Below are 25,674 nucleotides of genomic sequence, written 5' to 3'. Positions count from 1 at the left end.
CTATGAATATGAAAAGATTCTCAATTATCTCCCTTTTATTATGGATAGGCATTCTAGCATTTGCCTCAGGAAAGCCAAAAGTAATGTGGTTAGACTGTTCGGCCAATTTCCAACGCTTCAGCTACCCCGATTCAATTCGCTACTATGTAGACAAATGCCATGAAGCAGGTATCACGCATCTGGTATTGGATATAAAAGACAATACGGGTGAAGTATTATATCCCAGCAAATATGCCGCACAGAAAAAGAACTGGAAAAACTTCGACCGTCCGGATTTTGACTTTATCGGTACCTTTATCGAAGCTGCCCATGCCCGCAATATGGTCATCTTTGCCGGAATGAATATATTTGCTGACGGACAGAATATCGTGAAACGTGGCGACATCTTCGATAAACACAAAAAGTGGCAGGCTATCAATTATGTACCGCGCAAAGGACTGCTTCCTGTAACGGAAATAGAAGGAAAGCCTACCATGTTCCTGAATCCGGCACTGAAAGAGGTGCAGAAGTATGAGATTGATGTGATCAAAGAAGTTGTCCGGAATTATGCATTTGACGGCATTATGCTTGATCGTGCACGATATGATTGTATTGATTCGGACTTTTCTCCTGAGTCAAAGAAGATGTTTGAGAAATTCATCGGAAAGAAAGTAGAGAAGTTTCCGGAGGATATTTTTGAGTGGCGCCCTAATGCTGAAGGAGGCATAGACCGCGTGGGTGGTCCATACTATCATCAATGGTTGACGTGGAGAGCTTCTGTTATATATAACTTTATAAAAGACGTACGTACTTCCATCAAAAAGATAAAGCCGGAATGTATGTTGGCTGCTTATACAGGTGCATGGTATCCCACTTACTTTGAGGTAGGTGTCAACTGGGCAAGCCGCAATTATGATGTCAGCAAGGACTTCAATTGGGCTACTCCTGACTATAAGAATTATGGCTTTGCAGAGTTACTGGATTTCTATACAAATGGCAATTACTACTGGAATGTAACGCTGGATGATTATTATAAATCTTCCGGTAAATTTAAGAATGAAACAGACAGCGAGTTTTCTACCGGAGAATATTTATGTGTAGAAGGCGGTTGCAAATATTCCAAATACTTGCTGAAAGATGCGGTGCCTGTATGCGGCGGTCTGTATGTGGAAGACTACAAACGGGATGTAAACCAATTCCAGAAAGCAGTCCGTATGAACTTGAAAGAATCGGACGGTGTGATGATTTTCGACATTGTACACATTATCCGCAACGGATGGTGGGACGAACTAAAAGAAGCACTGGACGAAACTAAGCTGGATGAAGCGCGAATGATCAAAGGAACCGTTACTTGCGATGGCAAAGGTATAGCCAATGTGGTAGTGACAGACGGACAGCGTTGTGTCACTACAGACAAGAACGGTATTTACCATCTGCCCAATCTCGGAAACACACGCTTTGTATATATCACGACTCCTGCCGGATACTTGACGGATTGTGAACAAACGATTCCCCGATTCTATCAGGAAATTGATCTGAACAAGACGAATGAGTATAATTTCCGTCTGAAGAAGAATCCTAAAAACGACAATAAACACTTGTTTGTGCTGGAGGCGGATGTGCAAGCCGGTCTGAAAGAGCATTGGGATCTGTACGCTCCCATCATTGATGACTACAAACAGTTGATCAATCAATATTCGGATCGTGATGTATTCGGTCTGAATTGTGGAGACCTCTTTTGGGACACACCAGCTACTTTTTTTCCACCTTATATCGATAAGGCAAAGAAATTGGATATCCCCATATATCGTGCAATCGGTAATCATGATATGAATTATAATGGAGCTACTCATGAAACGTCGTACCGGACTTTCGAAGGATATTTCGGCCCTACCCACTACTCATTCAATAAAGGCAATGCCCACTATATTGTTATCAACAACAACTTTTATGTAGGACGTGAATACTTCTATATCGGCTATGTAGATGAAACTACTTTCAAATGGTTGGAAGAAGATCTGTCTTATGTCCCTAAAGGTACATTAGTCTTTTTCATAATGCATATCCCTACGAGAATAACGGAACAGAAAAGACCTTTTAATTACGACTATATCATGTTGGCAGGAGAAACGATCAATGCAGAGGCGGTTCATCAATTATTGGATGGCTATGAAACACACTTCCTGACGGGCCATCTTCATTCTAACTCGAACATTGTATTTAACGATCACCAAATGGAGCACAATACGGCTGCTGTATGTGGTATCTGGTGGCATGCGGACGTCTGCATTGATGGCACCCCGCAGGGATACGGAGTCTACGAAGTAGACGGCAACCAGGTGAAATGGTACTATAAAAGTGCCGGTCATCCGAAAGACTACCAGTTTCGAAGCTATGCAGCAGGAACATCTAAGGAATTCCCCAAAGATATTATTGCCAATGTCTGGAACTGGGATAAACTGTGGAAAGTAGAATGGCTGGAAAACGGAAAAGTGATGGGTACCATGACTCAATATACCGGAGTCGACCCGTATGCGCATCAAGTATGTACAGACAAGAAAAGCACCATGCAGAGCTGGATATCAGCAGCAAGTACAGAACACATGTTCCGCGCCACTCCCCGTAATCCGAAAGCTAAAATAGAGATCAGAGTAACAGACCGTTTCGGTAAAGTGTATCAGCAAAACGTTTCTAAATAAAGATTCATGAAGTATATCATATACCGCCTATGGATTATCAGCCTGCTATTCCCATTGGGAATGCAGGCAAAAGTCAGGTTAACTTCCATCTGGGGTGATAACATGGTGTTGCAACAACAATCGGAAGTGACCTTCCACGGTAAAGCTTCCGCCAATAGTAAAATTACGATTGAAGCGTCATGGAATCACCGGAAGCTAACGACCCGAAGTGACCAGCATGGAAATTGGAATATTCAACTTCCTACTCCGGAAGCAGGAGGTCCCTATACTATTACATTCTCTGACGGAGAAGCACTTACATTAAAGAACATCTTACTGGGAGAAGTGTGGTTCTGTTCCGGACAATCGAATATGGAAATGCCAGTCAGAGGTTTTCGGGGACAGCCGGTTTATGGTTCACAACCCTATATCGTAACTGCCGACTCCAAACGGGAATTACGCTTGTTTACAGTCAAAAGAGATTGGAGCACGACTCCTAAGGAAGAAGGTATTACGGGACATTGGTCGGAACTTTCTCCGAAAGAAGTCGGCGACTTTAGTGCTGCCGCTTATTTCTTTGGAGACTTGCTGCAACGTTCATTGGATATTCCTGTCGGACTGATTCATTGCTCGTGGAGTGCTTCCAAGATAGAGACTTGGATGGATAAAGAGACACTGTCCCAATTTTCGGAAGTTCAATTACCGGATATTGGACAAACCAAGTTCGACTGGCCTGCGGGCACACCTACTTTATTATGGAATGCAATGGTAAATCCGTGGAAAGGATTTCCGGTTAAAGGAGTCATCTGGTATCAGGGCGAATCCAATTCTGCCGATCCCGCTCTTTATAAAAAACTCTTTCCCGCAATGGTCGCCCAGTGGAGAGAATTCTTTCATAGCCCTGCAATGCCTGTATACTATGTCCAGATCACTCCATGGCAGGCAGAAGGTAAAGATAGGCTTGATCGTGCATGGTTCCGTCAATGCCAACTGGAATTAATGCAGGAAGTTCCTAATGTTGGTATGGTCACAACAACGGATGCAGGAAGTGAAAAATTCATTCATCCTCCCTACAAAATCAAAGTCGGTCAGCGCCTTGCTTACTGGGCTCTTGCCAAGACTTATGGCAAAGAAGGTTTTCTGTATGCAGGTCCTTTGTATAAAAGCCATCAATTGAAAGAGAATGTAGTAGAAATCACTTTTGAACATGGCAGTGATGGACTGATCCCTGAAAATCAAAAGTTGAGGGGATTTGAACTTGTAGACGAAAAGGGAAATATCGTACCGGCAGAAGCGGAAATAATCAATGGTTCTGCCCGTGTGAAAGTATGGAATGATTCGGTGCCTCATCCTGTAGAAGTGCGTTATTGTTTCCGCAATTATATGGAAGGTGATCTTTTCAATAATGCAGAAATACCTGCTTCTCCATTTCGGGTCGTAATACATTAATTAAAACGAAAATTATGAATAACAACAGTACACGAGCTTCTTCTCTGGATGCCCTGCGTGGGTATGCCATTCTGACAATGGTTCTCTCCGGCAGCATTGCCTGGGGAGTGCTTCCCGGATGGATGTATCATGCCCAGGTAGGTCCCCGTTCCAACTTTGTTTTTGATGGTTCTATATATGGGATCACTTGGGTTGACCTGGTGTTTCCTTTCTTCCTGTTTGCAATGGGAGCTGCCTTCCCTTTTTCAATAGGTAACAAATACAGAAAGGGCAGCTCCCGCCGGAGAATGATATACGACAGCATTTTAAGAGGTTTCCGGCTGACTTTCTTCGCTATTTTTATTCAGCATATATATCCGTGGGTAGTATCTTCTCCTCAGGATGTCCGCTCATGGCTCATTGCATTGGGAGGTTTTGCCTTGATGTTTCCCATGTTCATGAGGATTCCGTTCAAAATGCCGGAATACGTAAGGATGCTGATTCAGATACTAGCTTATGCAACGGGAGTGTTCATGCTGCTGAATATCAACTATGCCGATGGACGGACATTCAGTCTGAGCTATAGTAATATTATCATTTTGGTATTGGCTAATATGGCCATTTTCGGTTCACTGATTTATACACTAACAATCAATAAGCCATGGATTCGTATAGCGATATTGCCTTTTATCATGGCAGTGTTCCTGGGAAATGAAAACACAGAATCATGGAATCATAGCCTGATGGCGTTCTCGCCCTTGCCGTGGATGTATAAGTTCTCCTATCTGAAGTATCTGTTTATCGTAATTCCCGGTAGCATTGCCGGAGAATATCTGCACGAGTGGTTACACTGCAAAAGCACGATACCCGTTAACGACAATAAAGACGAACGCAAAAGAATGCCATGGATACTCTTATTGACTATCGGACTGATCGTATTTAATTTATATGGACTTTATATGCGTTTTCTTGTTCTCAATTTAGTGGGTACAATCGCTATACTATGCATTCTCTACATTCTCTTGCAGGTGGAAGGAAAAAACACCGGTTATTGGTATAAACTCTTCAGAGCAGGAACTTATCTGATATTATTAGGGCTGGCTTTTGAAGCATACGAAGGGGGAATCCGGAAAGATCCTTCTACGTACAGTTATTACTTCCTTGCATCGGGACTTGCCTTTATGGCGATGATTGCATTTTCTATTATGTGCGACATTTATTCTTGGTCCCGATTGACCCGTCCATTGGAATATGCAGGGCAGAATCCGATGATTGCATACGTATCCACCCAGCTGGTAGTATTACCTGTATTGAATCTGGCAGGATTGGGAACCTATCTTTCCTATCTGGATCAAAATGCCTGGCTGGGCTTTTTACGGGGAGTCATCGTAACTTCTCTGGCTTTATTAATAACCATATTATTTACTAAATTAAAATGTTTTTGGAGGACTTGAATCATGTTAATCAAACGTCTGTATTTTATAGCAACAGCACTGCTTGCCTTCTCTATATGTTCATGTGGAGAAAGCTATCCCGATCATCCGTGGGAATGGGATCAGGAAACTGAAGAGGAAGAATCGAATCCTGATATAGTATCACAAGGATGGACGGTAGCCGATAATTTCGGCAATCTTCCGGACTATATTCATATCTATAAATCACCGGAAAATCTGGCGGGAAAGAAGGCGATTGCCTACATAGCTGTTGCAGATATGAGCAAAGCTAAATTTGAAGTTCTGGGCAACATCGCTTTCTCACAGGAAGCCAATGGATATGGAAGCAAATCAATATACACCCCTTCGGAGTTTTATGAATCTTCCAAAGCACCGGTAGTCATCAACGGAGGATTGTTTTTTTATAGTGCCGGATTCTATTATTCGCAAAATCTAGTGATCCGTGAAGGGCAGATACTGGCACCTAATCAGAACTATTATTCGAAAGACTGGGTAACTATGTGGTATCCGACTTTAGGAGCCTTCTGCCAGATGAAGGACGGAACATTTCAAACGACATGGACTTATCAGGCATCCGATGGAATCAATTATTGCTATCCCGCCCCTGCTGATAACGATATAAATAAGGATCCGTTGCAAGCTCCGTCATCTACTTTTCCCAACGGTGCAAAAGCACTGGAAGCTACCACCGGTATCGGAGGTGTCACAGTTTTACTGCGTGCCGGAGAAATTAAAAACACGTATGTAGAAGAAATGTTGGATATTTCTGCTGCTTCCAATCAACCTCGCACCGCAATTGGTATAACAACTGACAAAAAAATGATTATCTTTGTGTGCGAAGGCAGAAACATGACAGAAGGAGTAGCGGGGCTGACCACTGCCAACGTAGCTAAAGTAATGAAAGACCTGGGATGTACAGAGGCGCTGAATCTGGATGGAGGCGGTTCATCATGCATGCTGGTCAATGGCAAAGAAACCATTAAGGGCAGTGACGGCAAACAAAGAAAAGTGCTGACCGCTGTCGGAATTAAATAGATGATGAAACAATTCTTTTTTTTCACAATGTTGTGCCTGTTCGGCATTCAGTTGCAGGCACAACAACTGACGTACTATGATGCGTCATGCTTTCCTCTTTTAGGAAAAGCAACACAAGACACAGGGGCAAGATATGAGAGGCTACCGGATTCTCTCAAAAACATTTCTCGCCCTCCTCTATGGAACTTGAGTCGTAATTCTGCCGGAATGGCGATACGATTTCGCAGTAACTCTACCCGAATAGCATTGAAATGGGAGAATCTTTTTAATAACCACATGAATCACATGACTGATGTGGGAATAAAAGGCCTTGACTTATATTGTTGGGAAGGGAACGGTCAATGGAGATTTGTCAACAGTGCCCGACCAACAGGAAAAACAAATCAAGTTACCGTTATCGCCAATATGCAGCCCAAAGAAAGGGAATATATGCTATATCTTCCTCTTTATGACGGACTTGTGTCACTGTCTATAGGAGTCGATTCTTTATCTTCCATTGATCAGCCTCAGATTAATTATCCGGTTTGTGAGAAACCAATAGTATTCTATGGAACCAGCATCCTGCAAGGAGGCTGTGCTTCACGTCCCGGAATGGCACATACCAATATTATATCAAGAAGGTTGAACCGAGAATGCATTAATCTTGGTTTTAGCGGTAACGGACAACTTGACCTTGAAGTTGCAAGAGTCATGGCGGAAGTGGATGCTAGTGTTTTCGTTTTAGACTTTGTGCCTAATGCTTCTGTAGAACAGATGAAAGAGCGGATGGAAACTTTTTATCGTATCATTCGTAGTAAACATCCGGATACGCCAGTCGTTTTTATAGAAGATCCTATTTTCACTCATACGTTTTATGATGAAAGAATAGCTAAAGAAGTGCAAAGAAAGAATGATACATTAAAGGAGATATTAAACCGGCTAAAGAAGGAAAATGAAAAGAATATCTTTTTTATCTCTTCCAAAAAGATGCTGGGAGAAGATGGGGAAGCTACTATAGACGGTATTCATTTCACAGATTTAGGTATGATGAGATATGCTGATTTAGTTTGTCCAATCATTAAGAAAGCAATCAAATGAAATAGTGTCTTTCCAGTCAACCTATAACAAGAATAAAGAAACAACTAGTCAACCATTACCAAGGAAGTACAGATTCTTTTTGTCCCATATATTGTGGGAAAGCATTCCCTACTAACTGGGAAAAGATTCCCTCATATTGTGGGAACAAATTCCCATAATATAAGGGAATACTTTCCCACAATATATGGGACAATCGGAACTAGTTTATCTTCCCCCCCCCAGACCGTCCGAGAACTCTGATTTTCGCTGTAGGATGGCATTCTTGCAGCGGATTTGAGGTCGTAGAGACTATCTGGTGGAATTTGTTTTTCAATTGAAAGAATAAATTCTCTCATGATAATCGGTTTTAGAAGCTTAAAATGCACTTTAAAATGTGGTTATTACCTATATTCGTAAGGATGTGCACCTCGGCAAGTCTTTTATCGGAGTGCGGCAAGCAGTGCGGGTACACCTTTGAGACTTATAGCACGACGTAGGTTATAGGATAGACAGAGCAATCCCATCTCTGCACCTACTTTTGCAAAACCTTTTAGTAAAAAATAGTAGTATCCGAGCGTTCTTTTAATTGTCCCGAACGGATGTTCCGACAAACATTTGCGATTATCCATTTTCTTTTGGTCAAGATGTAGCACATAGCGTACCACCTTTTTCATAACGGTTATTCTTGTTGGTTTCAGATTCGCATTGCCGTCATTTGCTGCATCTTGTTTCCTTCGGGTATCAGCAACCTTTATTAGATCATCCTTACTAAAGTCCGCTTCCTTGAACTTGGATATGGTACACTTGCATTTGCATTTCTTGCAGGCCAACTTGTTGCAGTAACGTATATTGCCGTTTCGTTTAATGGATTTCTGTCTAAGAATCTCACCTTGCGGACAATAGACAAGGTTACGTTCGGCATCCCTAACGAAGAAGCCTTCAAGAGCTTTGGCACGCATTTGTTCGGAAGTCATGTCCAGCACTGCTGAATCGGATGTCGGCAATGTACGCTTTTTTACCTCAACAATTTCCATATCAGTTAAGATTCCGTTGTAGACATCGGGAATTACTCCGGCTTGAAGACATGCCTTCAAGTCCTCGGGGTTGGTACTAACTTTCTGTTCATCGGTTATGGTGTTTCCAATGTACTCAAACTCAACCTGCTCGGTGCAGCCACCGTCACGCCGGATGACATTGGGTACAATGCCCGATGCAAGTGCGTCGGTATGGTCTTCGGGGCATTCATAGCCCTTGTCTGCTGTAGTCTCAAGGATGTCAATCCCATAGTCTTTTTTCACATCTGTAGCTACGTTTGTTATTTGGCCATGGTCAGTAGGACTGTTAGTGACCCGGAAGCCGGCAATCATGTGGCTGTCCGCGTCAACAGCCGTCTGCATGTTATAGCCTACGCAGAAACCTTCATTCGCTTTCATCAGTCTTGCATCCGGGTCAGTAAGCGATATCTGTTTTTCATTAGACTCCTCTAATGTAGTGCGGTATGCTTCGTAACGGGCTTTGCGTTCTTTACAGACATTCAGTTTGTGCTCAAGTTCTTCTCTGGAAAGTTTGCGACCTTCTTCCCGATCGCATGAGTCAAGCTCTTCCATGTATAAAGTGATATGTTCATCCAAACGTTTGATACGGTCGTCAAGTTTGTTGAGCGTAAAATTGTTATCCTTGGCATTTACAGCCTTGAACTTGCTTCCGTCAATAGATATGTATGACTTGGAGAAGAGCTTCAACCCCATGCAGAACTTATTGAACTCCTTGAATACTTTAGTTATGCTATCCTTATTATCCTTGCGAAAATCGGAAATGGTGCGAAAATCAGGATATAATTTGCCCAGTAGCCACATCACCTCCACGTTGCATTTGCACTCACGGGCCAACTTGCGCGATGAACGCACTTGGTAAAAGTAACCATAAATATACAGTTTTAACAGGTCACGAGGGTCGTACCCGGGACTTCCCGTGGCTTTGGGAATGTTCCGTATAAACTCTAACTTGCCCATATCCAAACTATCAACGAATGCATCAAACAAACGAACCGGAGCATCCTCCTCAACATAGTCGTCTATGCAATCGGGGAAAAGTACTTTCTGTTGTCGTTCTTCACCTTTCTTATATGCCATAACTCTGTTTCTTAGCTTAGGTAAAGATAAGAAAAATGAATGAGAAGCATGAATATCTAATGTTAAACCATGCTACAAACAGGGGCTATTGCGGAGGGACAACGACAAACCTCTGTTTAAAGAGGAGTTCTCGGACAGTCTCCCCCAATCTTACTTTGAATCCGGTTATATCAGTATCAGAGTATAATGTAGGGTCGTCCGAGCATGAGGAAAATGCAACCATTGTTGCCATTATAGCAACTTGAAACCAATTATGATATTTTATTTTCATGACATCTACTTTTTTAGTTATTCGGGTGTTTGGCAACCAGAGTATATTCTTTTTGCGTTCCATCACCTGCTACAATAGTTAGTTTAAATGGAGTAGATAAATCTTTAGCACCCGTCAATGAAGGATAAGCAAACGCTGCTACAGGCAAATTTGCCGTTACATACAATTCACTCAATTTTACTTTTGCCGGGAGTTCGAAAGTTATATTTCCATTCTCTGATATGACTCCATCGTAAGTAGTACCATCTTCCGGGGAATTAGCACGAACCATAATAGATATAATATTACAATCAGAGTGATAATGGATATCATCGTGCTTTTCACAAGAAGGAAAGGAAAAGCTAAATGTTATCATTAATAGGATGTATGTAATTACTTTGAAATTTTTCATAACTATAATAATCTTTTAATATTACCAAGGAGCATTATTCTCACATAACGGATTATTCTGTATTTCATCTACAGGAATTGGCAGTAAATAATAGCGTTCTGGGAAGAAGCGGTTTATATTGTCATCACATGACACTTGTTCGTAGGTATAAGTATTGTCGTCTTTTTTGGTGATTTTTGTTCCATGTGCCTGCTTACCATCAATGACTTCTCCTGCCAAACGCCATCTGCGTAAATCCCAATAACGGAATCCTTCAAACGCTAATTCGCAGATACGTTCTTTACGTAATAGTTTCATAAATGAATCTTTATCCGGAGCTTCCTCTGTAGTGCGTTTGGGTAAATTAACACGTTCTCTGACTTCGTTGAGTGCTTTTAAAGCATCATCCTGATTTTTGCTATAATCCTGTTCCGCCAAGGCTTCGGCCAAATTTAACAAAACCTCCGCATAGCGCATTTCAATCCAAAATTGATCGCTTCCTTTGTCATCAAAATCAGCATTGTTTTCTTGTAGATATTTTCTGATAAAGTATCCGGTAACTGTTTGTTTTTCGCCCGGATTCATGTTATCTCTATAAGCAGCGAAACCATTTTCAGCATCTACATAAGTATAGATTTTCTTTTCTTTCCAAGTCGCTCCATTGTATATAATGGATGCATAGAAACGAGGTTCGCGACCAACATAAGGATCATTAGCCATAGATCCACTCCATGAGAAAGGAGTTCCGTCGGCCATATCGTAAGAATCAACTAGTTCACTTGTTGGGACAGCTCTTCTTATTCCCTGTTTACCGTCAGGAGCAAAGTAACGATCAAAATAATGAGGCATATCTGGGATTTTGTATGCTATAGCGAAAATAATTTCTTTATTACCTGCCACTTTGAATACATCTTCATAATTCTCCATTAAGTCATACTTATTGAGTTTTTTAATCTCATCAGCAGCGGTAATAGCAACATCCCAACGTTTTGCAAAAAGTGCTGTACGACACATATAAGCATACGCAGCTCCTTTAGTTAGGCGCCCATCCCATTTACTATCCCATTCTTTCGGAAGATGTCTTGCAGCAAATTCCAAATCTTTCAGAACAAAATCCCATGATTCAGCTTCAGTTGCCCTCGCTTTATCTTTTTGCCCTTCTGAATCGACTCCATTGGTTTCATCACGAAGTATAACACCTCCGAAAATTCTAATCATTCGTGCATAATTCACAGCCCGAATAAAACGAATCTCAGCAATACGGATATTGAGAAAATCTTCACTAAACTTACTGCCATAAATACCGGCATTACGTAGGAATACATTTTCTCTAAATATGTCAGTATAAAGTCCCCATGATGACATCGGGTTATTATCTGATGTTATTGTATTTTGCTGTAACAGAATCTTATTATGAGCACTCCATGTCTGTGGAACTCCATTTCCATATTTTACTAAATCGGTATATCCATCGGTTAAGGATAAAGAAGAAAAGTTGGATAAGCCATTAAGAGGCTTATATAAGTAAGTCACATACATATCCAAAGAAGATTCCGAACTCCAGGCTACTGTTTCTGAGTATGAGTCTGTGGGATCTTTCTCCAACAAATCATGGCATGAGGTTAGAAACTGTGACGTAAACATCAGCCCTATCCCTAATAGATATAATCTTTTTATTTTCATAATTATTGATTTAATTAGAATGTGATATTTAGTCCAACACTATAATTCTTTTGTTGGGGATAATAACCATTATTTATAATAGCCATTTCAGGATCGCAGTATTTGAAATCTGTAAAAGTTAACAGATTGGTACCTGCTACGTATACACGAACATTGGATAGTCCGATATTGGCTTTAGCAAGTATTTTTTTAGGAATTGTGTACCCCAACTGCAAATTCTTCAAACGTAGGAAATTACCATTTACCAACCACCAGGAAGAGGTATACGCATTATTACCATTATGAATGGCACTTAATCTGGGATAACGGGCATTAATATTCTCTGGTGTCCATGAATCTTCTACCAGATAGTAAGGAGCATTACCTCCAGAGTAGAATGGTCGTGTATAGACCGTATTATCCATTGAACCATGGTTATAAGTACCATTCAGGGTATAACTTACAATAGCGGCTCCTTGCCATAATGCACTAAAATTGAATCCTTTCCAGTTGAAATCCATAGATAGAGAGTAGTTTAACTCTGGTAAGGTACTGTGGCCTATTTTAACTTTGTCTCCATCCTGTGTGATTTTACCGTCTCCATTAATATCTTCATACATGATATCACCAAAACGTTGAACTCCATTGCCAACGAAAGGACGGTTGTCCAATTGTTCTTGTGTTTGATATAATCCTATAGCTTTATAGCCATAAATTTGTCCTAAAGGTTCACCTATATTTGTCCGGTACCAAGGAGTACTTTCACTCTCTATTCGCGATAAAACTTTATTTCTAGCCCATGCCACACTACCAGTTATGTTATAATAGAAGTCATTAACATGGTTCTGATGCTTCAATACCAACTCAAAACCGCGATTATCGATCTTGCCAGTATTTCCTTTTTGGGCATAATTTCCACCTAGTGAAGGAGGAAAACCGCCGCTCCGGCTTTCTTGTATGTCTTTTGTTAACTTATAAAATAAATCGAATTCTACTCCTAGTAATCCATTCCACATTGTCAGGTCAGCACCAATGTTGTAACTGCGAGTGGTAGACCAGGTTAAGCTGGAAGTAATAGAGTTGGATGCACCTAATCCCGCATAAGGAATTCCTCCGAATATATACGCATTCTTCTCTACCTTAAAAATACTTCTATGTAAAAAAGCATCTGTATTATCACTACCTAATTCACCAACAGAAGCGCGAAGCTTTAGTAAATTGATAGAAGAGATGTTATTTTTCATAAAGTTTTCTTCAGAGATTACCCATCCAAGAGATACAGAAGGGAAGAAGCCCCATCTTTTATCTTTAGCGAATTTATAGGATCCATCTACACGGAAAGCAAATTCTGCAAGGTATCTTTTATCGAAAATATAATTGAAACGTCCTACATAACCAATGGTAGCTTTATCACTGTGACTGCCTGTAGGATTGGATACAAATTCAGTACCTAATGAAAGGTCAACCGGATCATGGAAGTTATAACCACTCATCTTCCCTGTCATTGTAGAACCTTTCAGTTGTGTCTGTTCATATAAGAATAAAGCAGAAACTGCATGCTTGCCAAAGGTATTTGCATATTCAACAGTCGGGCGGACCATAAATCTTCTGAAAGAAGAGGCCGACTTTGTATAATTACCTTTCTCACTTGTAGAAGAAGCACGCATTAAATTGTATGATTTTGAGTCTGCGCTATAAGCATTAACATTATATCCTACCAGAAAACCATTATCTTCCGAATAGCTAGTATCATAAACTAAACCGAGGGAGGCTTTCAATCCTTTTACCCAAGGAAAAGCATAACTAACTTTCATTGTACCATCAAACTCATGTCTTTGATTTTTCTGGAATCCGCTGTTTCTCAATGTTGCAAGTGGGCTTTGTGTGGTGGAACTACCAGGACCAATCCAAGCTGTGTATTCTCCTTGATAATAAATGGGAATAATAGGAGCCGCATAAACAGCCTGCTGAATTGGATTTTGTTCGGCTTGTGCGCTTGTACTAATTCCAGGCCAGTTTTTTTCTTCATAGAAACCGGAGATATTAAGTTCGAACGTTAAATCCTTGGTTATATTACCTTCTACATTAGAACGGACATTATAACGATCATAATTCACATTTTCGATGATACCAGATTGATCTAACATACCTATACTAGTAAAGAAGCGGATGTTTTTGTTACCACCGGAAGCCGAAATATTATGTTGATGTGTAAAACCATGATTCTTGAAAACTTCTTTCGTCCAGTTTGTATTTCCATATTTACCTTCCGGATCATAGTTATTAGCAACTTTTGTCTGAATATCAGCTCCGTAATACGGACCATTACCATCAAGTTCACTAGCTTTATTATACCAATAGATATAGTCAGGACCATTTAACATTTCAGGCATGGCTGTGTTTTTTTGGAAAGTTACAGAACCGTCATATGAAAGCGTAACTTTACCTTCAGTACCCTTCTTGGTTGTTACCAAGATAACTCCATTTGCTGCTGCCAAACCATAAACAGATGCTGTGGCGGCATCTTTTAGAATAGATATGTTTTCTACATCATTCGGATTTACTGTATTCAACATACGTTCGACACCATCCACTAATATGAGGGGACTTGAATCTAAAAAAGTGCCTAAACCGCGAATGTTGATAGATGTTTGGTCGTTTCCGGGAAGACCGGAACGTTGAACACTTGTTACTCCTGGTAATTTACCTGTCATCATATTGGATAGGTTGGCTTGAGGAGCCATCGTCAACTCTTTAGAGCCTACTTGAGAAACGGAACCTATTAAGAACTTCTTTTTTTGGGTTCCATATCCAACTACCACAACTTCATCCAATGCTTTTGCATCTTCTTGTAATCTGATAGTAATCTCTGAACGTCCTTGCAAAGCAACTTCTTGAGTCTGATATCCAACAAATGAAATGACTAAAGTTGATTTTAAGTCTTGTACATTTAAGTTAAACTGTCCGTCAATATTGGTAATAGTACCATTGGACAAATTCCCTTTTACACTAACAGTAGCACCGACAAGCGGTTCATTGTTTGAGTCATACACTGTCCCTTTCACGTTCGTGTTTTTTTGAGCATGAGCGTTTAAGAAAGAAAGCGAACAGATGAATAAGGCTATAAACCTTATACTCCATGTGATTTGTTTCTCCATATTAAATATTAATGTTAATAAAACGAGGGGTTATTTATAATTCATCAAGTCTTCTAATGTTTTCCAGCACTGAAACAGTCCTCTTGGCACATGGAAGCACCCTTTCCATTTCCCTCCTTTGAGTGGCAGCAATACTTCACCTCTTCGATTCAAGTATCCATACCATTCGGGGTGTTCTTTATCCTTGAAATGCTCCCACGTATAGTCATGTACTTTCTCAAACCACTCCAGGCATTGTTTGTCTCCGGTTAGTTGATAGCTCTTCAGGAGAGAGATGAGTGTTTCAATATGCACCCACCAAAGTTTCTGATCCCACTCCAATTGTTGAGGTGGGCAACCATTGCGATCCATAAAGTAATAAATGCCGCCGTACTCTTTATCCCAACCATAATTGAGCATGGTAAGGGTGGTGTCTTTGGCTTTCTCTATCAATTCCGGACGGTTCAGGCGTTTGCCTAGGTCCATGATAAACCACATGGCTTCAATGGCATGTCCCGGAGTGACCTGACGACCTTCAAAACAATCCACCAGATTACCGTCGATGTCTACGTTCTCAACTATGATCCCACCAAGTTCGGGACGGTAAAAAACGTCCATTACTTCATGGATACAAGTATTCATCGCTTTTTCCAGATAGTCTTTCCCTAAAATATGCTCTATTTCCATAGCCAGGTTGCAGAGGATCATCGGAAGGGCAAAATTCTTCAGATTGCGTGTATCGGGATGAAGCTTGTTCCACTTTCCTTTCGGATTATCCGCTTTAGACAGGATGATATCGAAGGTTTTCCTGGCAATGTCTGCATATTCCTGATTGCCGGTGGCAAGACCTAACTGACCGAAAGCCATGGTGGCGAATGTATACGAAAAGATATTGTAGGGTTCTACCAATGGTCTACCCGAACGGTCAAGGGAAAAATACCAGTTATAATTGCCGTCATGTCCATATTTTTTTAGGAATTCGCCACCCTGAACGGCACAATCCAGCCATTCCTTACGTTTCTCCACTTTGTTGTAAAGCATGGAGAACATCCATACTTCTCTACCTTGCAACCAAACGAATTTATCCGTATCGAAAACTTTTCCTTCACGGTCCAGGCAGGTGAAGTAACCACCAAGCTCATGGTCCTGCGAATGTTCAAGCCAGAAAGGAAGGACATTGTCCAAAAGTTCATCCTTGTATTGATTTGCTAATTTCTTAAAATCCATCATATTATCTATTATAAGACAGCATGGATAGGTATATAGATGATAACGTTTATTGAATGGCCATACAAAAAAACATCTCTAACTATTTCTACTGTCCTGTTGTTAGTTTATTGTTATTAAGGTCTGTTTGTTTTACTGTTCCGAACGGGTCCAGTATCTTTCAATCTCCTCCAGCGACTTTCCGGTGGTTTCCGGCACGAGTTTCCAGACAATCAGCATATACGGCACGCACATAACGGCGAACAGGAAGAATGTTCCGGCGGGGGTAAGGTTCTGGAGCATCCAGGGGGTTAACTGTCCGATCAGGTACGTTCCGATCCACAGGGAGAATCCTGCTATCGACATGGCCAGTCCGCGAACCTTGGTGGGATACATCTCCGAGAGGAGTACGAACACCACGGCACAGATAGAAACAGCACAGCAGAATACATAGAACAGGAAGAAAACGAGCAGGAAGAGGCTGGATACTCCCAGGGAATCTCCGAAGAGGAAGTACAGGCCGATGAGAATCAGAGAAACAACCATGCCCGAAACTCCGTAATATACCAGCTTCTTGCGGCCTACTTTATCGATGATGACAAGAGCCAGAACGGTGGTCAAAGTATTGACTAGTCCTACCAGAACTTGGTAAAAAAGAGAATCTCCTCCTGAAAGTCCTGCGTTTTCAAAGATAGAAGGGCCATAATAAAGTACTGCGTTCACACCCATAAACTGTCCTAAAATCGCAATACACACACCGATAATAACAGCTTTGAAGATTCCAGGCTTCATCAATAAAGACCATTCCGATTTTGTTTCAGAGGTCAGCACAGATTTCGTTTCATTTAATTGACTTTTCGCTTCTGTAATCGAATTATATATTTTCTCTAATATATTTACAGCTTTCAATTCCTTTCCACGCACGATTAACCAGCGGGGACTTTCCGGAATAAAAAATATGATAATGAAGAATAAGATTGCCGGCAATGTTTCCATACCCAACATGCCTCTCCATACTTCAGTTATAAATATTTTATTCAACCAATCCACACTTAATTGCGTACCACTCTCCGCCCATGCCAATAATTGATAGTTAACTAAATAAGCTCCCAAAAAACCAACTGTTACAGCCAACTGATACAATGACACCAAACGTCCTCTATACTGCGCTACAGCTAGTTCTGATATATAAAGAGGAGAAACAATGGACACAACCCCTATTCCTACTCCACCTATAATCCGATAAACTACCAATTGGGCAAAATCGGCTGATAGAGCACATCCTAGAGCTGATGTGGAGAACAACACAGCTGATATAACCATCGTAAGTTTTCTTCCTAACTTATCACTTAAGATTCCAGCAAAAAGAACACCTACAATAGAACCCACTAAAGCACATCCTACATACCATCCCTGTTGTAGTGCATCTAATTGAAAAAGTTGAGTCACTTGGGCAATTGTTCCCGATATAACTGCGGTATCATATCCGAACAAAAAGCCTCCCAATGCTGCCACAACAGAAAGGAATATAAGATAACCAATATTGATTGTAGACTTCATCACATTTATTTTATTTCAAAATATTCTTTATATCTGTCATATAAATGACCTGCTTGCAGATAGGCTGATTGCGGACTCATAAAATGAGAAAATTCAAAAGTAATAGCCTTATCATATCCGGCACGTTTAGCTGCTTCCAACTTCATCCGAAGTTTATCAAACTTAATGGGTAGAAAACGAATAGGCATATCACGGTCAAAAGATTCGGCATTTGTCCAACATTGCATACCATACTTATCTGCTAATTTTTTATTGACAGAAAAGAACGCATCCAATTCGTCATAATCAATATGCCCATCTTGAAATGCACATGCATCTACCACATCATGAATTCCATCAAAAATTTCATCCCATTCTTTTTCGTGTTGTTGTACAGAAACGGCATCTTCTTTAGTCATTTTTGTCGTTCCCATGATTGCTTTTTTTCCATCAATCCAAGGAGATATGAAAGTAGGCAATCCATTAGATATATCCTTACATTGTTTTCCTAATGCATGGAAAGCACCAATCGCCCCTTTCGTTGCCCGGCTTATTTCACCACTGATATACCATCCTCCAAAACTTTTATACTTGGAACCATAATTTTCCCAAACTTCATCAATTACATATTTGTTATCTTCCACTTCCCAGGTCATATCCCCTGTGTCCCAGTATTTACCCGAATCGTATAGTCCAAAATAGAATTTCATTCCATACTTTTCAGCTAAACGTAAAAACATATCCACCAAGTCAACGGAAGGCATATAACAACCTTTCTTCAATAAATAAGGAGAAGGAAAAGTGACAAACTTACGATAACCAGAACGGATCATTATTACCGTATCAATTCCTATATTTTTCATGTGCTGAAAATCCAAGTCCCATTCTTTCTCACCCCAGTTCTGATGTGGAATATCATGTGATATTTCATCCAAAAAAGTTCCGGTAATTTTCAAACCATTGTTTTTAGGAACAATAAGTTTACTTTCTAAATCATCAGTTGCCATTACCGTACTAGCACTAACTTTTGAAGTACAAGATTCAAACAAAGTTGGTACAGTCAAAGCCGATGCGCTAGCCAATGTGGCTTTTTTTAGAAAATCTCTTCGATCTAATGTTTTCATATTAGTTTAATTAAAACAGCAGTTAACACTTATATTATTATTACCTATTGAATATATTGTCCTGTAATATCTACTTTTTTATTATTGAAAGGATCTAATATCTGATCAATCAAAATTGCCATTTCACTTCTCAAAATATTTCGATTCATATCAAAGTCTTTCAATTCAAATTCATTCCATATCTCTTCTACCCTACCCTCTTTCATCTCAAACCCTTCTTTTTCTGCAATCTCTCTTATTAACTCTGTAGCTTTCTGAATTGATATGGTATTATTACCTTCAAATATTTGTTTATTGACAAAAGGATAAACATCACCCAATCCTTTCAACTCATTTGCCAATAATAATGTATCCGCTCTGAACCACATCTGATTTGACCAGTCAACACTTTTACCTATACCTTTTAATATACCTGTAGAGCCGATACGTTGTAGTGACTTAAACATTGGGTGATCTAACTCAACATCTAAATAAGGCAACAAATATCCTTTTCCATCCAAAATTGCATTTTGTACTTCCCGAACAGATACTTCTCTTATATTTTTATTTTCTTTCACCGCAAGAGCTGCTAATGCTCCCGCTGCCTGCCCGATCTGCATAACCATCGGCTGCAAACGAGTGGTACCATTAATTATATTAGAAACAGATATTGATTTTTCAGCAACAATCAATCCTTCAACATCTTTCGGAATCAAAGTTCCTACAGGTAAACCGTATGACGGTATCGGATGAAAATAAAGATTAGGCAACTCTTCATATCCATGATAACGTGTATGATGATGGTCCACAGGATAATTCCCCACAGCAATACAAGTACGATAAAGAGGTTGAGACTGCCTGAACGGTTCACAAGCATGATTTAAATCAAAACGTACTAGCCCATGAATTCTCCTAGACTCTCTATGGTAAGGAATAAATGGCAATTTGTCGGCTGTAGGATATTCATCATCAGCTAAGCCCAATGTATTAAAGCCTAATTCATGTTGCAGAAAATAAACGAAACACAGCGTATAATGTTTTGCATATTTCAAGGCTTCTTCACGTTCCTCACGGGTCATTTCAATCAAGTTTACATAATAATCATTGCCTTCTATCGGCCAATTAATCATGTATTTATTATTAGGAAGCTTTCCATAAGTTATCATCATGTCTTTAGACCATACTCGATCCGGTTCTTTAGGCGTGATACAAACGTGACTGGCACAAGCACAAGCAAATTCATCCTTATTATATCCTTCAGGACAAGAAATAGTCACATCTTTACCATAATCTTTCAAGATTGCTACGTATGTAATATCCTGAACTATATTATTTTTCTCTTCCGGAGCGATATCTTCTTTAGTATCATGACGGCTTTCCATGCCGACATCATATTTCACACCACACATCTTAGCTATATCACCCAATTCAGTACCATCAATCAATATTTTAGCATGTATTTTTTTGATTGTATTATCTTTCATCTGAATTTGAGCAATCCAAGCATTATTCTCTCTTTCCAACTTTACCAAGGTAGCATTATGCCATACTTTTAGATTTTTCTCTACATCAACCATTTCATGGAAAATTTTATTTCCAACTGAAGGCTCAAATAACACTGAACTCACCCAACCGGTTTTTAGAGAATCAAGTCCGCCATAATAATCTGCCAAATGTTCGCGAAATTCACCAAACAAGCCTGCCGGTAAATCATAGTTCCCATCAACAGCACTAACGCCTGCAGAAGTGAGCATTCCACCCAGCCATTCTGTTTCTTCTACTATCAATGTCGCAGCCCCCATTCGAGCAGACTGAATACCAGCAGTCACTCCACTGGCACCTCCACCAATAATTAGCACATCAACAGAATCATCCGAATGAGAGCATGCTGTAAAACACAAAGCAAATAATAAACACAGACCTAAAAAATAGTTTCTCATACTAAAATCATTTAAGGACATAGATTTTTATTAATAATATCATGGCACAAATATAGTTATATTTATTAAATAAACAATAGATAATAAAATATTTTATTAATAAAATCATTATTTACCGCATTATTAATTAATAAAAGGAGGAATTATCTCACCATTCATCTTATTTCATTTATTATATCTACGATCATCCATAGCTACATTATCCTATATATAAATCCATTATATAGTATATAGGGAATATAACATTCAAGATATTCTAATTTTCAAAGTCCCAAAACCATTTATTAATAAAAAAATTAATTATCTTTGTGTGGATTAACAAATATGCATAGTTATGAACCAACAATTCTTGAAAGAAATAGAAAAGGGCTCTAAAAGCGCTCTCGTCAAAAAGAGGATTATTACACATTATATATATAATGGAAGTTCTACAATTCCCGATCTTTCAAAAGAGCTGGATTTAAGTGTACCGACTGTCACTAAATTTATTGGTGAAATGTGTGAAGACGGATATATTAATGATTATGGCAAATTGGAGACTAGTGGCGGACGCCACCCCAACCTCTATGGGCTCAATCCGGAATCCGGTTACTTTTTGGGTGTAGACATCAAAAGATTCGCCGTCAACATCGGACTGATAAATTTCAAAGGCGATATAGTAGAATTGAAGATGAATATACCTTATAAGTTTGAGAACTCAATCGAAGGGATGAATGAGTTATGCAAGCATATTCTCCATTTTATAAAGAAGCTCACTATTAATAAAGAGAAGATCTTAAATATTAATGTAAATGTGTCGGGACGTGTAAATCCTGAATCAGGGTATAGCTTCAGTCAATTCAATTTTGAGGAAAAGCCGTTGGCGGATGTATTATCCGAAAAATTGGGATATAAAGTAACCATTGATAATGACACACGCGCCATGACTTATGGCGAATACATGCAAGGCTGCGTGAAAGGAGAAAAAGATATCATTTTTGTGAATGTAAGCTGGGGAGTAGGTATCGGAATTATTATTGATGGTAAGATTTATACCGGGAAATCCGGATTCTCCGGTGAATTTGGACACATAAGTGCTTATGATAATGAGATAATCTGCCATTGCGGGAAAAAAGGTTGCTTGGAGACGGAAGCTTCCGGATCGGCACTTCATCGTATCTTATTAGAGCGTATTCAAAATGGGGAAAGTTCCATTCTATCTACACGAATCGCCACAGAGGAAAACCCGATCACTCTTGATGAGATCATTGCCGCTGTGAATAAAGAAGACCTGCTTTGCATTGAAATTGTAGAAGAAATCGGGCAGAAACTGGGCAAACAGATCGCCGGGCTAATCAATATCTTCAACCCGGAACTGGTCATTATAGGTGGAACTTTATCTTTAACCGGTGATTATATCACCCAGCCCATAAAAACAGCCGTACGCAAGTACTCTCTAAATCTAGTTAATAAAGATTCAGCCATCATCACATCTAAACTGAAAGACAAAGCCGGCATCGTTGGCGCCTGTATGCTGGCACGCAGCAGAATGTTTGAAAGCTAGTTTTATCTTCTATGCCGATAGAAAAAGTTATCTATAAAGCGAACGATATAGACTACGGCTACCCCGGCGACCACTAAAACAATAATACGACTCAACATAGATTACATTTTTATATTTCACATCTATTACATACGCAGGATTCCCATTTTAAAATAAGAATAGGGAATCCTGTAAAAACTAGAACGCTGATTATTAATTAATAATCAGCGTTCTAATTTGAGAGCCGCTAGCCAGACTTGAACTGGCGACCTACGCGTTACGAATGCGTTGCTCTACCAACTGAGCTATAGCGGCGTTTGTCTCTCGTTTACGGCGTGCAAAATTACAGCTTTATTTGAGAAAACAAAAAGAATCCGATTATTTTTTGAGCATAATTTTTAAATCAACTTTTGTTGACGCAATCTAGAACTTTTCTTTGCGCTCAAATTTTCCGTCCTCGGTATAGTACTTCCATGTCCCCTTCGGTTTATTATTTGCATACTTTCCACGAAGCTTCAATGTCCCATCTTCATAATATTCACGGTAACGACCGTGACGTTTTCCTTCCTTTACTTCTGCTTCACTCTTCAACGCTCCCTCCGGATAAAACTCCCTCAAAACGTTTCCTTCAAACTTCTCGACATAGAAACGCTTCAATTCGCTCATCTGTTCTTTTTCAGTTTCAGCATCTTCGTTCATTTCCTCATCATCTTCATCGGTAGCAATGGCAACATCCTCCTCCGGTTGATATGGACTGTAATCCATCACATATTGCAAAGAAGCTGACCGGCCATCTCCTATAACCTGCATAGTCCAGTAAGGAAACGAATACAGAATATCTTTATTGGATTGTATTTCATTCCATGTGGCAGGATTCATCATAGGTTTCAGCTGGGAATAAAACTTGCGCACATCCGTATATAAGAAAATGGTAGAACTCGACTTTAAATAGGAAAGCGCATTTTCAAATCCCGGATTATTCTTCAATAAATTCTTCTGCTCGTAATCTTCCACAAAAGAGAGTAAAGATGCAGCCTTATTACTAAAAACTACATAATCATCGACATAAGTATAATATGGCTTTTCAAATTTATCAAATAGTTTTCCAAAGAACAGGCGGAAAAAGCCTTTCATTTCGATGTAATTAATCTCAAAATCTTTATAATTGACTGTTTTAATCTTAACCGGGCTGCGTCGCTTAATCTTCTTTTCTATTAATTCCATGTTCTTACGGGCATCTTTTATACTTTTAGCTCTGATAGCCAAAATAAGTTCAGGATCATGCCCTAACAACCCCGGTTCGGATTGCGTAATAGCAAATTCTCCCGACATCCAACTCAAAAAGTTTTCTTCCAAAGATATCCCGAATAGCCCTTCAATCTTTTTCCGGGAACTTTGATAAGAATCATACAATTGTTTATTATGAACCGACATCGCATTCTCCAGCTCTTTTACAAAAGTTACCGGGTTATTGAAGCCTATATTCGTATAAAGAGCCGTCCGCCCGGACAGAATCTCATGCGCTTTCATTTTATGTTTTCCCGAACTCAATAAAGCAGTGACATAAGGATCGGCAGAATCTTTTCTCAACGTATACCCTTTCACTTCCATCCGCTCCTTATCCGTATTTAGGTAAAGTCCGGCAAAATTCATAGAATTGCTAAACAAATCAATGTATTCGTTTCTTGCACCCAAATAAATAGACATGAATTGAGGTACGCGCGCATAATTAATAAAGACTCTGACAAGCCCCTTGCCAGAAACCAACTTCTCCGTTTCAATAAAAGACTGGTTGAGTCCGATTTTGGGTTTATTACGCGAATCAATAGCCGACTCGACAAGCCCGGACGTATAAGACCCCACCAAATGATTATCCACAAAAGCAAGATAGAAAATATCCCTTGTTTCGGGATCACGCATTTCAAGGATATTAATGCCGTTATGCATCCGGTTGGTGACAGTAAAGCCACTCATGACCAATACGGTTTCCACCTGATCTTTTAATAAATCCATTTTCGATGTTTTCTGCATATCCAGGATCAGCAGAAAATCCCACTTTGTGGCACGAGTCTTGTGAAGCGAAATAAGCATATCCCGTTCACCAACAAGCGACAACAACACTTTATTGCTTTTTACTACCGAATCGAGCTTCTCTACACTCTCCGTTACTTCCTCGAAAGATTTCGCTTTCTTCAGACATTGCCATGTTTCACTTCCACTAAACTTTTCCCAATCTTCAATCGGGGCCGATGATTGAATGATAAACGCAGCATCTTCGGGAACCAGATAGATTTGCTGAATATTACGATCGGGCGAAACAAATAAATAAACTACGGAATATACAACATATACCGCCAAAGCTAATGCAGCCACAACTAAAGTTCTCTTTACAATTTTCGAGGTACTCTTTTTCTTCTCCGGGCTTGCATATTGCTCTTCCTGCCCGCAATTTAATTCATTCATTATTGATCTGTTATAAACTTGAATGGACAAAGATAACAAAAAAACTATTCTGAATAAAACATAAACCATTGACTCGTATCGTAAATATGTACTAACTTTACAGCATGAAAAAGAAATTCCAACTCGAAGTTCCGGGAGGAGTCGATAAAGTCTTGCTTCATACTTGTTGTGCTCCTTGTTCATCAGCCATTATTGAATGCATGATGCAACATCATATCACCCCCGTCATTTATTATTGCAATCCTAATATTTATCCGCAGGAAGAGTATATGATAAGAAAAGAAGAATGTACGCGCTATGCCCAATCATTGGGATTGGAAATCATAGATGCGGATTACGATCATGAAAACTGGCGATGTCACATAGCAGGAATGGAGCAGGAACCTGAAAGAGGAGGACGTTGCCTGCGTTGTTTTAAACTGCGTTTATTGGAGACAGCCCGTTACGCACACGAACATGGTTTCTCTGTAATTACCACGACACTTGCCTCCAGTCGCTGGAAAAGCCTGGAGCAGATCAATGAAGCCGGACAATATGCTACCGCCTCTTACCCGGATGTTACGTACTGGGAACAGAATTGGCGGAAAGGGGGACTGAGCGAACGACGTATTGCCATCATTAAAGAATACAACTTTTACAACCAACAATATTGCGGTTGCGAATTCAGCATGAGAAAAGAAGAATAAAACAAAACTGTCA

At 39.8% G+C, this 25,674-nt stretch carries 16 protein-coding genes and 1 tRNA gene; 7 read left to right on the top strand and 10 right to left on the bottom strand.

The annotated features are described in order from the left end of the window. Positions 1 to 2 precede the first annotated feature (2 nt). Genes A4V03_RS06985 through A4V03_RS06965 form a run of 5 tightly spaced genes read left to right on the top strand, consistent with a single transcriptional unit; the run spans position 3 to position 7,651 of the window. On the top strand, positions 3 to 2,678 hold the full coding sequence (locus tag A4V03_RS06985) for a calcineurin-like phosphoesterase C-terminal domain-containing protein (protein ID WP_065538400.1): 2,676 nt from the start codon (positions 3 to 5) through the stop codon (positions 2,676 to 2,678). A 6-nt stretch (positions 2,679 to 2,684) separates the two neighbouring features. Then, on the top strand, positions 2,685 to 4,106 hold the full coding sequence (locus tag A4V03_RS06980) for a sialate O-acetylesterase (protein WP_065538399.1): 1,422 nt from the start codon (positions 2,685 to 2,687) through the stop codon (positions 4,104 to 4,106). Between the two features lie 14 nt (positions 4,107 to 4,120). After that, complete coding sequence (locus tag A4V03_RS06975; RefSeq protein ID WP_065538398.1) at positions 4,121 to 5,539, top strand: DUF5009 domain-containing protein; 1,419 nt, start codon at positions 4,121 to 4,123, stop codon at positions 5,537 to 5,539. A gap of 3 nt (positions 5,540 to 5,542) precedes the next feature. Next, positions 5,543 to 6,574, top strand: coding sequence for a phosphodiester glycosidase family protein (locus A4V03_RS06970; RefSeq protein WP_065538397.1), 1,032 nt, complete (start codon positions 5,543 to 5,545; stop codon positions 6,572 to 6,574). A 27-nt stretch (positions 6,575 to 6,601) separates the two neighbouring features. Further along, entirely contained in the window at positions 6,602 to 7,651 is a 1,050-nt protein-coding gene (locus A4V03_RS06965; RefSeq protein ID WP_089280741.1) for an SGNH/GDSL hydrolase family protein, read from the top strand. A 419-nt stretch (positions 7,652 to 8,070) separates the two neighbouring features. Here the strand turns inward: A4V03_RS06965 and A4V03_RS06955 are convergent, their stop codons facing one another. The 8 genes from A4V03_RS06955 to A4V03_RS06915 form a co-directional block, all read right to left on the bottom strand. After that, positions 8,071 to 9,762: a transposase gene (locus A4V03_RS06955; protein WP_065537976.1), complete on the bottom strand. Its 1,692-nt coding sequence runs from the start codon at positions 9,760 to 9,762 to the stop codon at positions 8,071 to 8,073. A 284-nt stretch (positions 9,763 to 10,046) separates the two neighbouring features. After that, entirely contained in the window at positions 10,047 to 10,304 is a 258-nt protein-coding gene (locus A4V03_RS06945; RefSeq protein ID WP_227236087.1) for a hypothetical protein, read from the bottom strand. 141 nt (positions 10,305 to 10,445) lie between these two features. Further along, positions 10,446 to 12,086: a RagB/SusD family nutrient uptake outer membrane protein gene (locus A4V03_RS06940; RefSeq protein WP_065538393.1), complete on the bottom strand. Its 1,641-nt coding sequence runs from the start codon at positions 12,084 to 12,086 to the stop codon at positions 10,446 to 10,448. A gap of 14 nt (positions 12,087 to 12,100) precedes the next feature. Then, positions 12,101 to 15,223, bottom strand: coding sequence for a SusC/RagA family TonB-linked outer membrane protein (locus A4V03_RS06935; protein ID WP_065538392.1), 3,123 nt, complete (start codon positions 15,221 to 15,223; stop codon positions 12,101 to 12,103). A 30-nt stretch (positions 15,224 to 15,253) separates the two neighbouring features. Continuing rightward, positions 15,254 to 16,429, bottom strand: a complete 1,176-nt coding sequence (locus A4V03_RS06930; RefSeq protein WP_065540325.1) for a n-acyl-d-glucosamine 2-epimerase — start codon at positions 16,427 to 16,429, stop codon at positions 15,254 to 15,256. A 132-nt stretch (positions 16,430 to 16,561) separates the two neighbouring features. After that, the gene (locus A4V03_RS06925; protein ID WP_065538391.1) at positions 16,562 to 17,968 is read right to left on the bottom strand and encodes a sugar porter family MFS transporter; all 1,407 of its coding nucleotides are present in this window, start codon (positions 17,966 to 17,968) and stop codon (positions 16,562 to 16,564) included. 5 nt (positions 17,969 to 17,973) lie between these two features. Next, the gene (locus A4V03_RS06920) at positions 17,974 to 19,071 is read right to left on the bottom strand and encodes a DUF4434 domain-containing protein (protein WP_065538390.1); all 1,098 of its coding nucleotides are present in this window, start codon (positions 19,069 to 19,071) and stop codon (positions 17,974 to 17,976) included. 44 nt (positions 19,072 to 19,115) lie between these two features. Next, on the bottom strand, positions 19,116 to 20,990 hold the full coding sequence (locus tag A4V03_RS06915) for an FAD-dependent oxidoreductase (protein ID WP_065540324.1): 1,875 nt from the start codon (positions 20,988 to 20,990) through the stop codon (positions 19,116 to 19,118). 334 nt (positions 20,991 to 21,324) lie between these two features. On the opposite strand from A4V03_RS06915, the gene A4V03_RS06910 reads away from it, so the two are divergent. Further along, complete coding sequence (locus A4V03_RS06910; RefSeq protein WP_065538389.1) at positions 21,325 to 22,533, top strand: ROK family transcriptional regulator; 1,209 nt, start codon at positions 21,325 to 21,327, stop codon at positions 22,531 to 22,533. A gap of 221 nt (positions 22,534 to 22,754) precedes the next feature. On the opposite strand, the gene A4V03_RS06905 is transcribed toward A4V03_RS06910, so the two are convergent. After that, positions 22,755 to 22,827, bottom strand: a tRNA-Thr gene (locus A4V03_RS06905). A gap of 108 nt (positions 22,828 to 22,935) precedes the next feature. Next, positions 22,936 to 24,975, bottom strand: coding sequence for a DUF3352 domain-containing protein (locus A4V03_RS06900; RefSeq protein ID WP_065538388.1), 2,040 nt, complete (start codon positions 24,973 to 24,975; stop codon positions 22,936 to 22,938). 104 nt (positions 24,976 to 25,079) lie between these two features. Between A4V03_RS06900 and A4V03_RS06895 the strand changes: the two genes are divergently transcribed. After that, a complete protein-coding gene (locus A4V03_RS06895) occupies positions 25,080 to 25,661 on the top strand; it encodes an epoxyqueuosine reductase QueH (protein WP_065538387.1) in 582 nt (193 codons plus the stop codon). Positions 25,662 to 25,674 lie beyond the last annotated feature (13 nt).

The organism is Bacteroides caecimuris (assembly GCF_001688725.2).
GTDB lineage: Bacteria > Bacteroidota > Bacteroidia > Bacteroidales > Bacteroidaceae > Bacteroides > Bacteroides caecimuris.
This window is presented reverse-complemented; position numbering and strand designations above follow the sequence as displayed.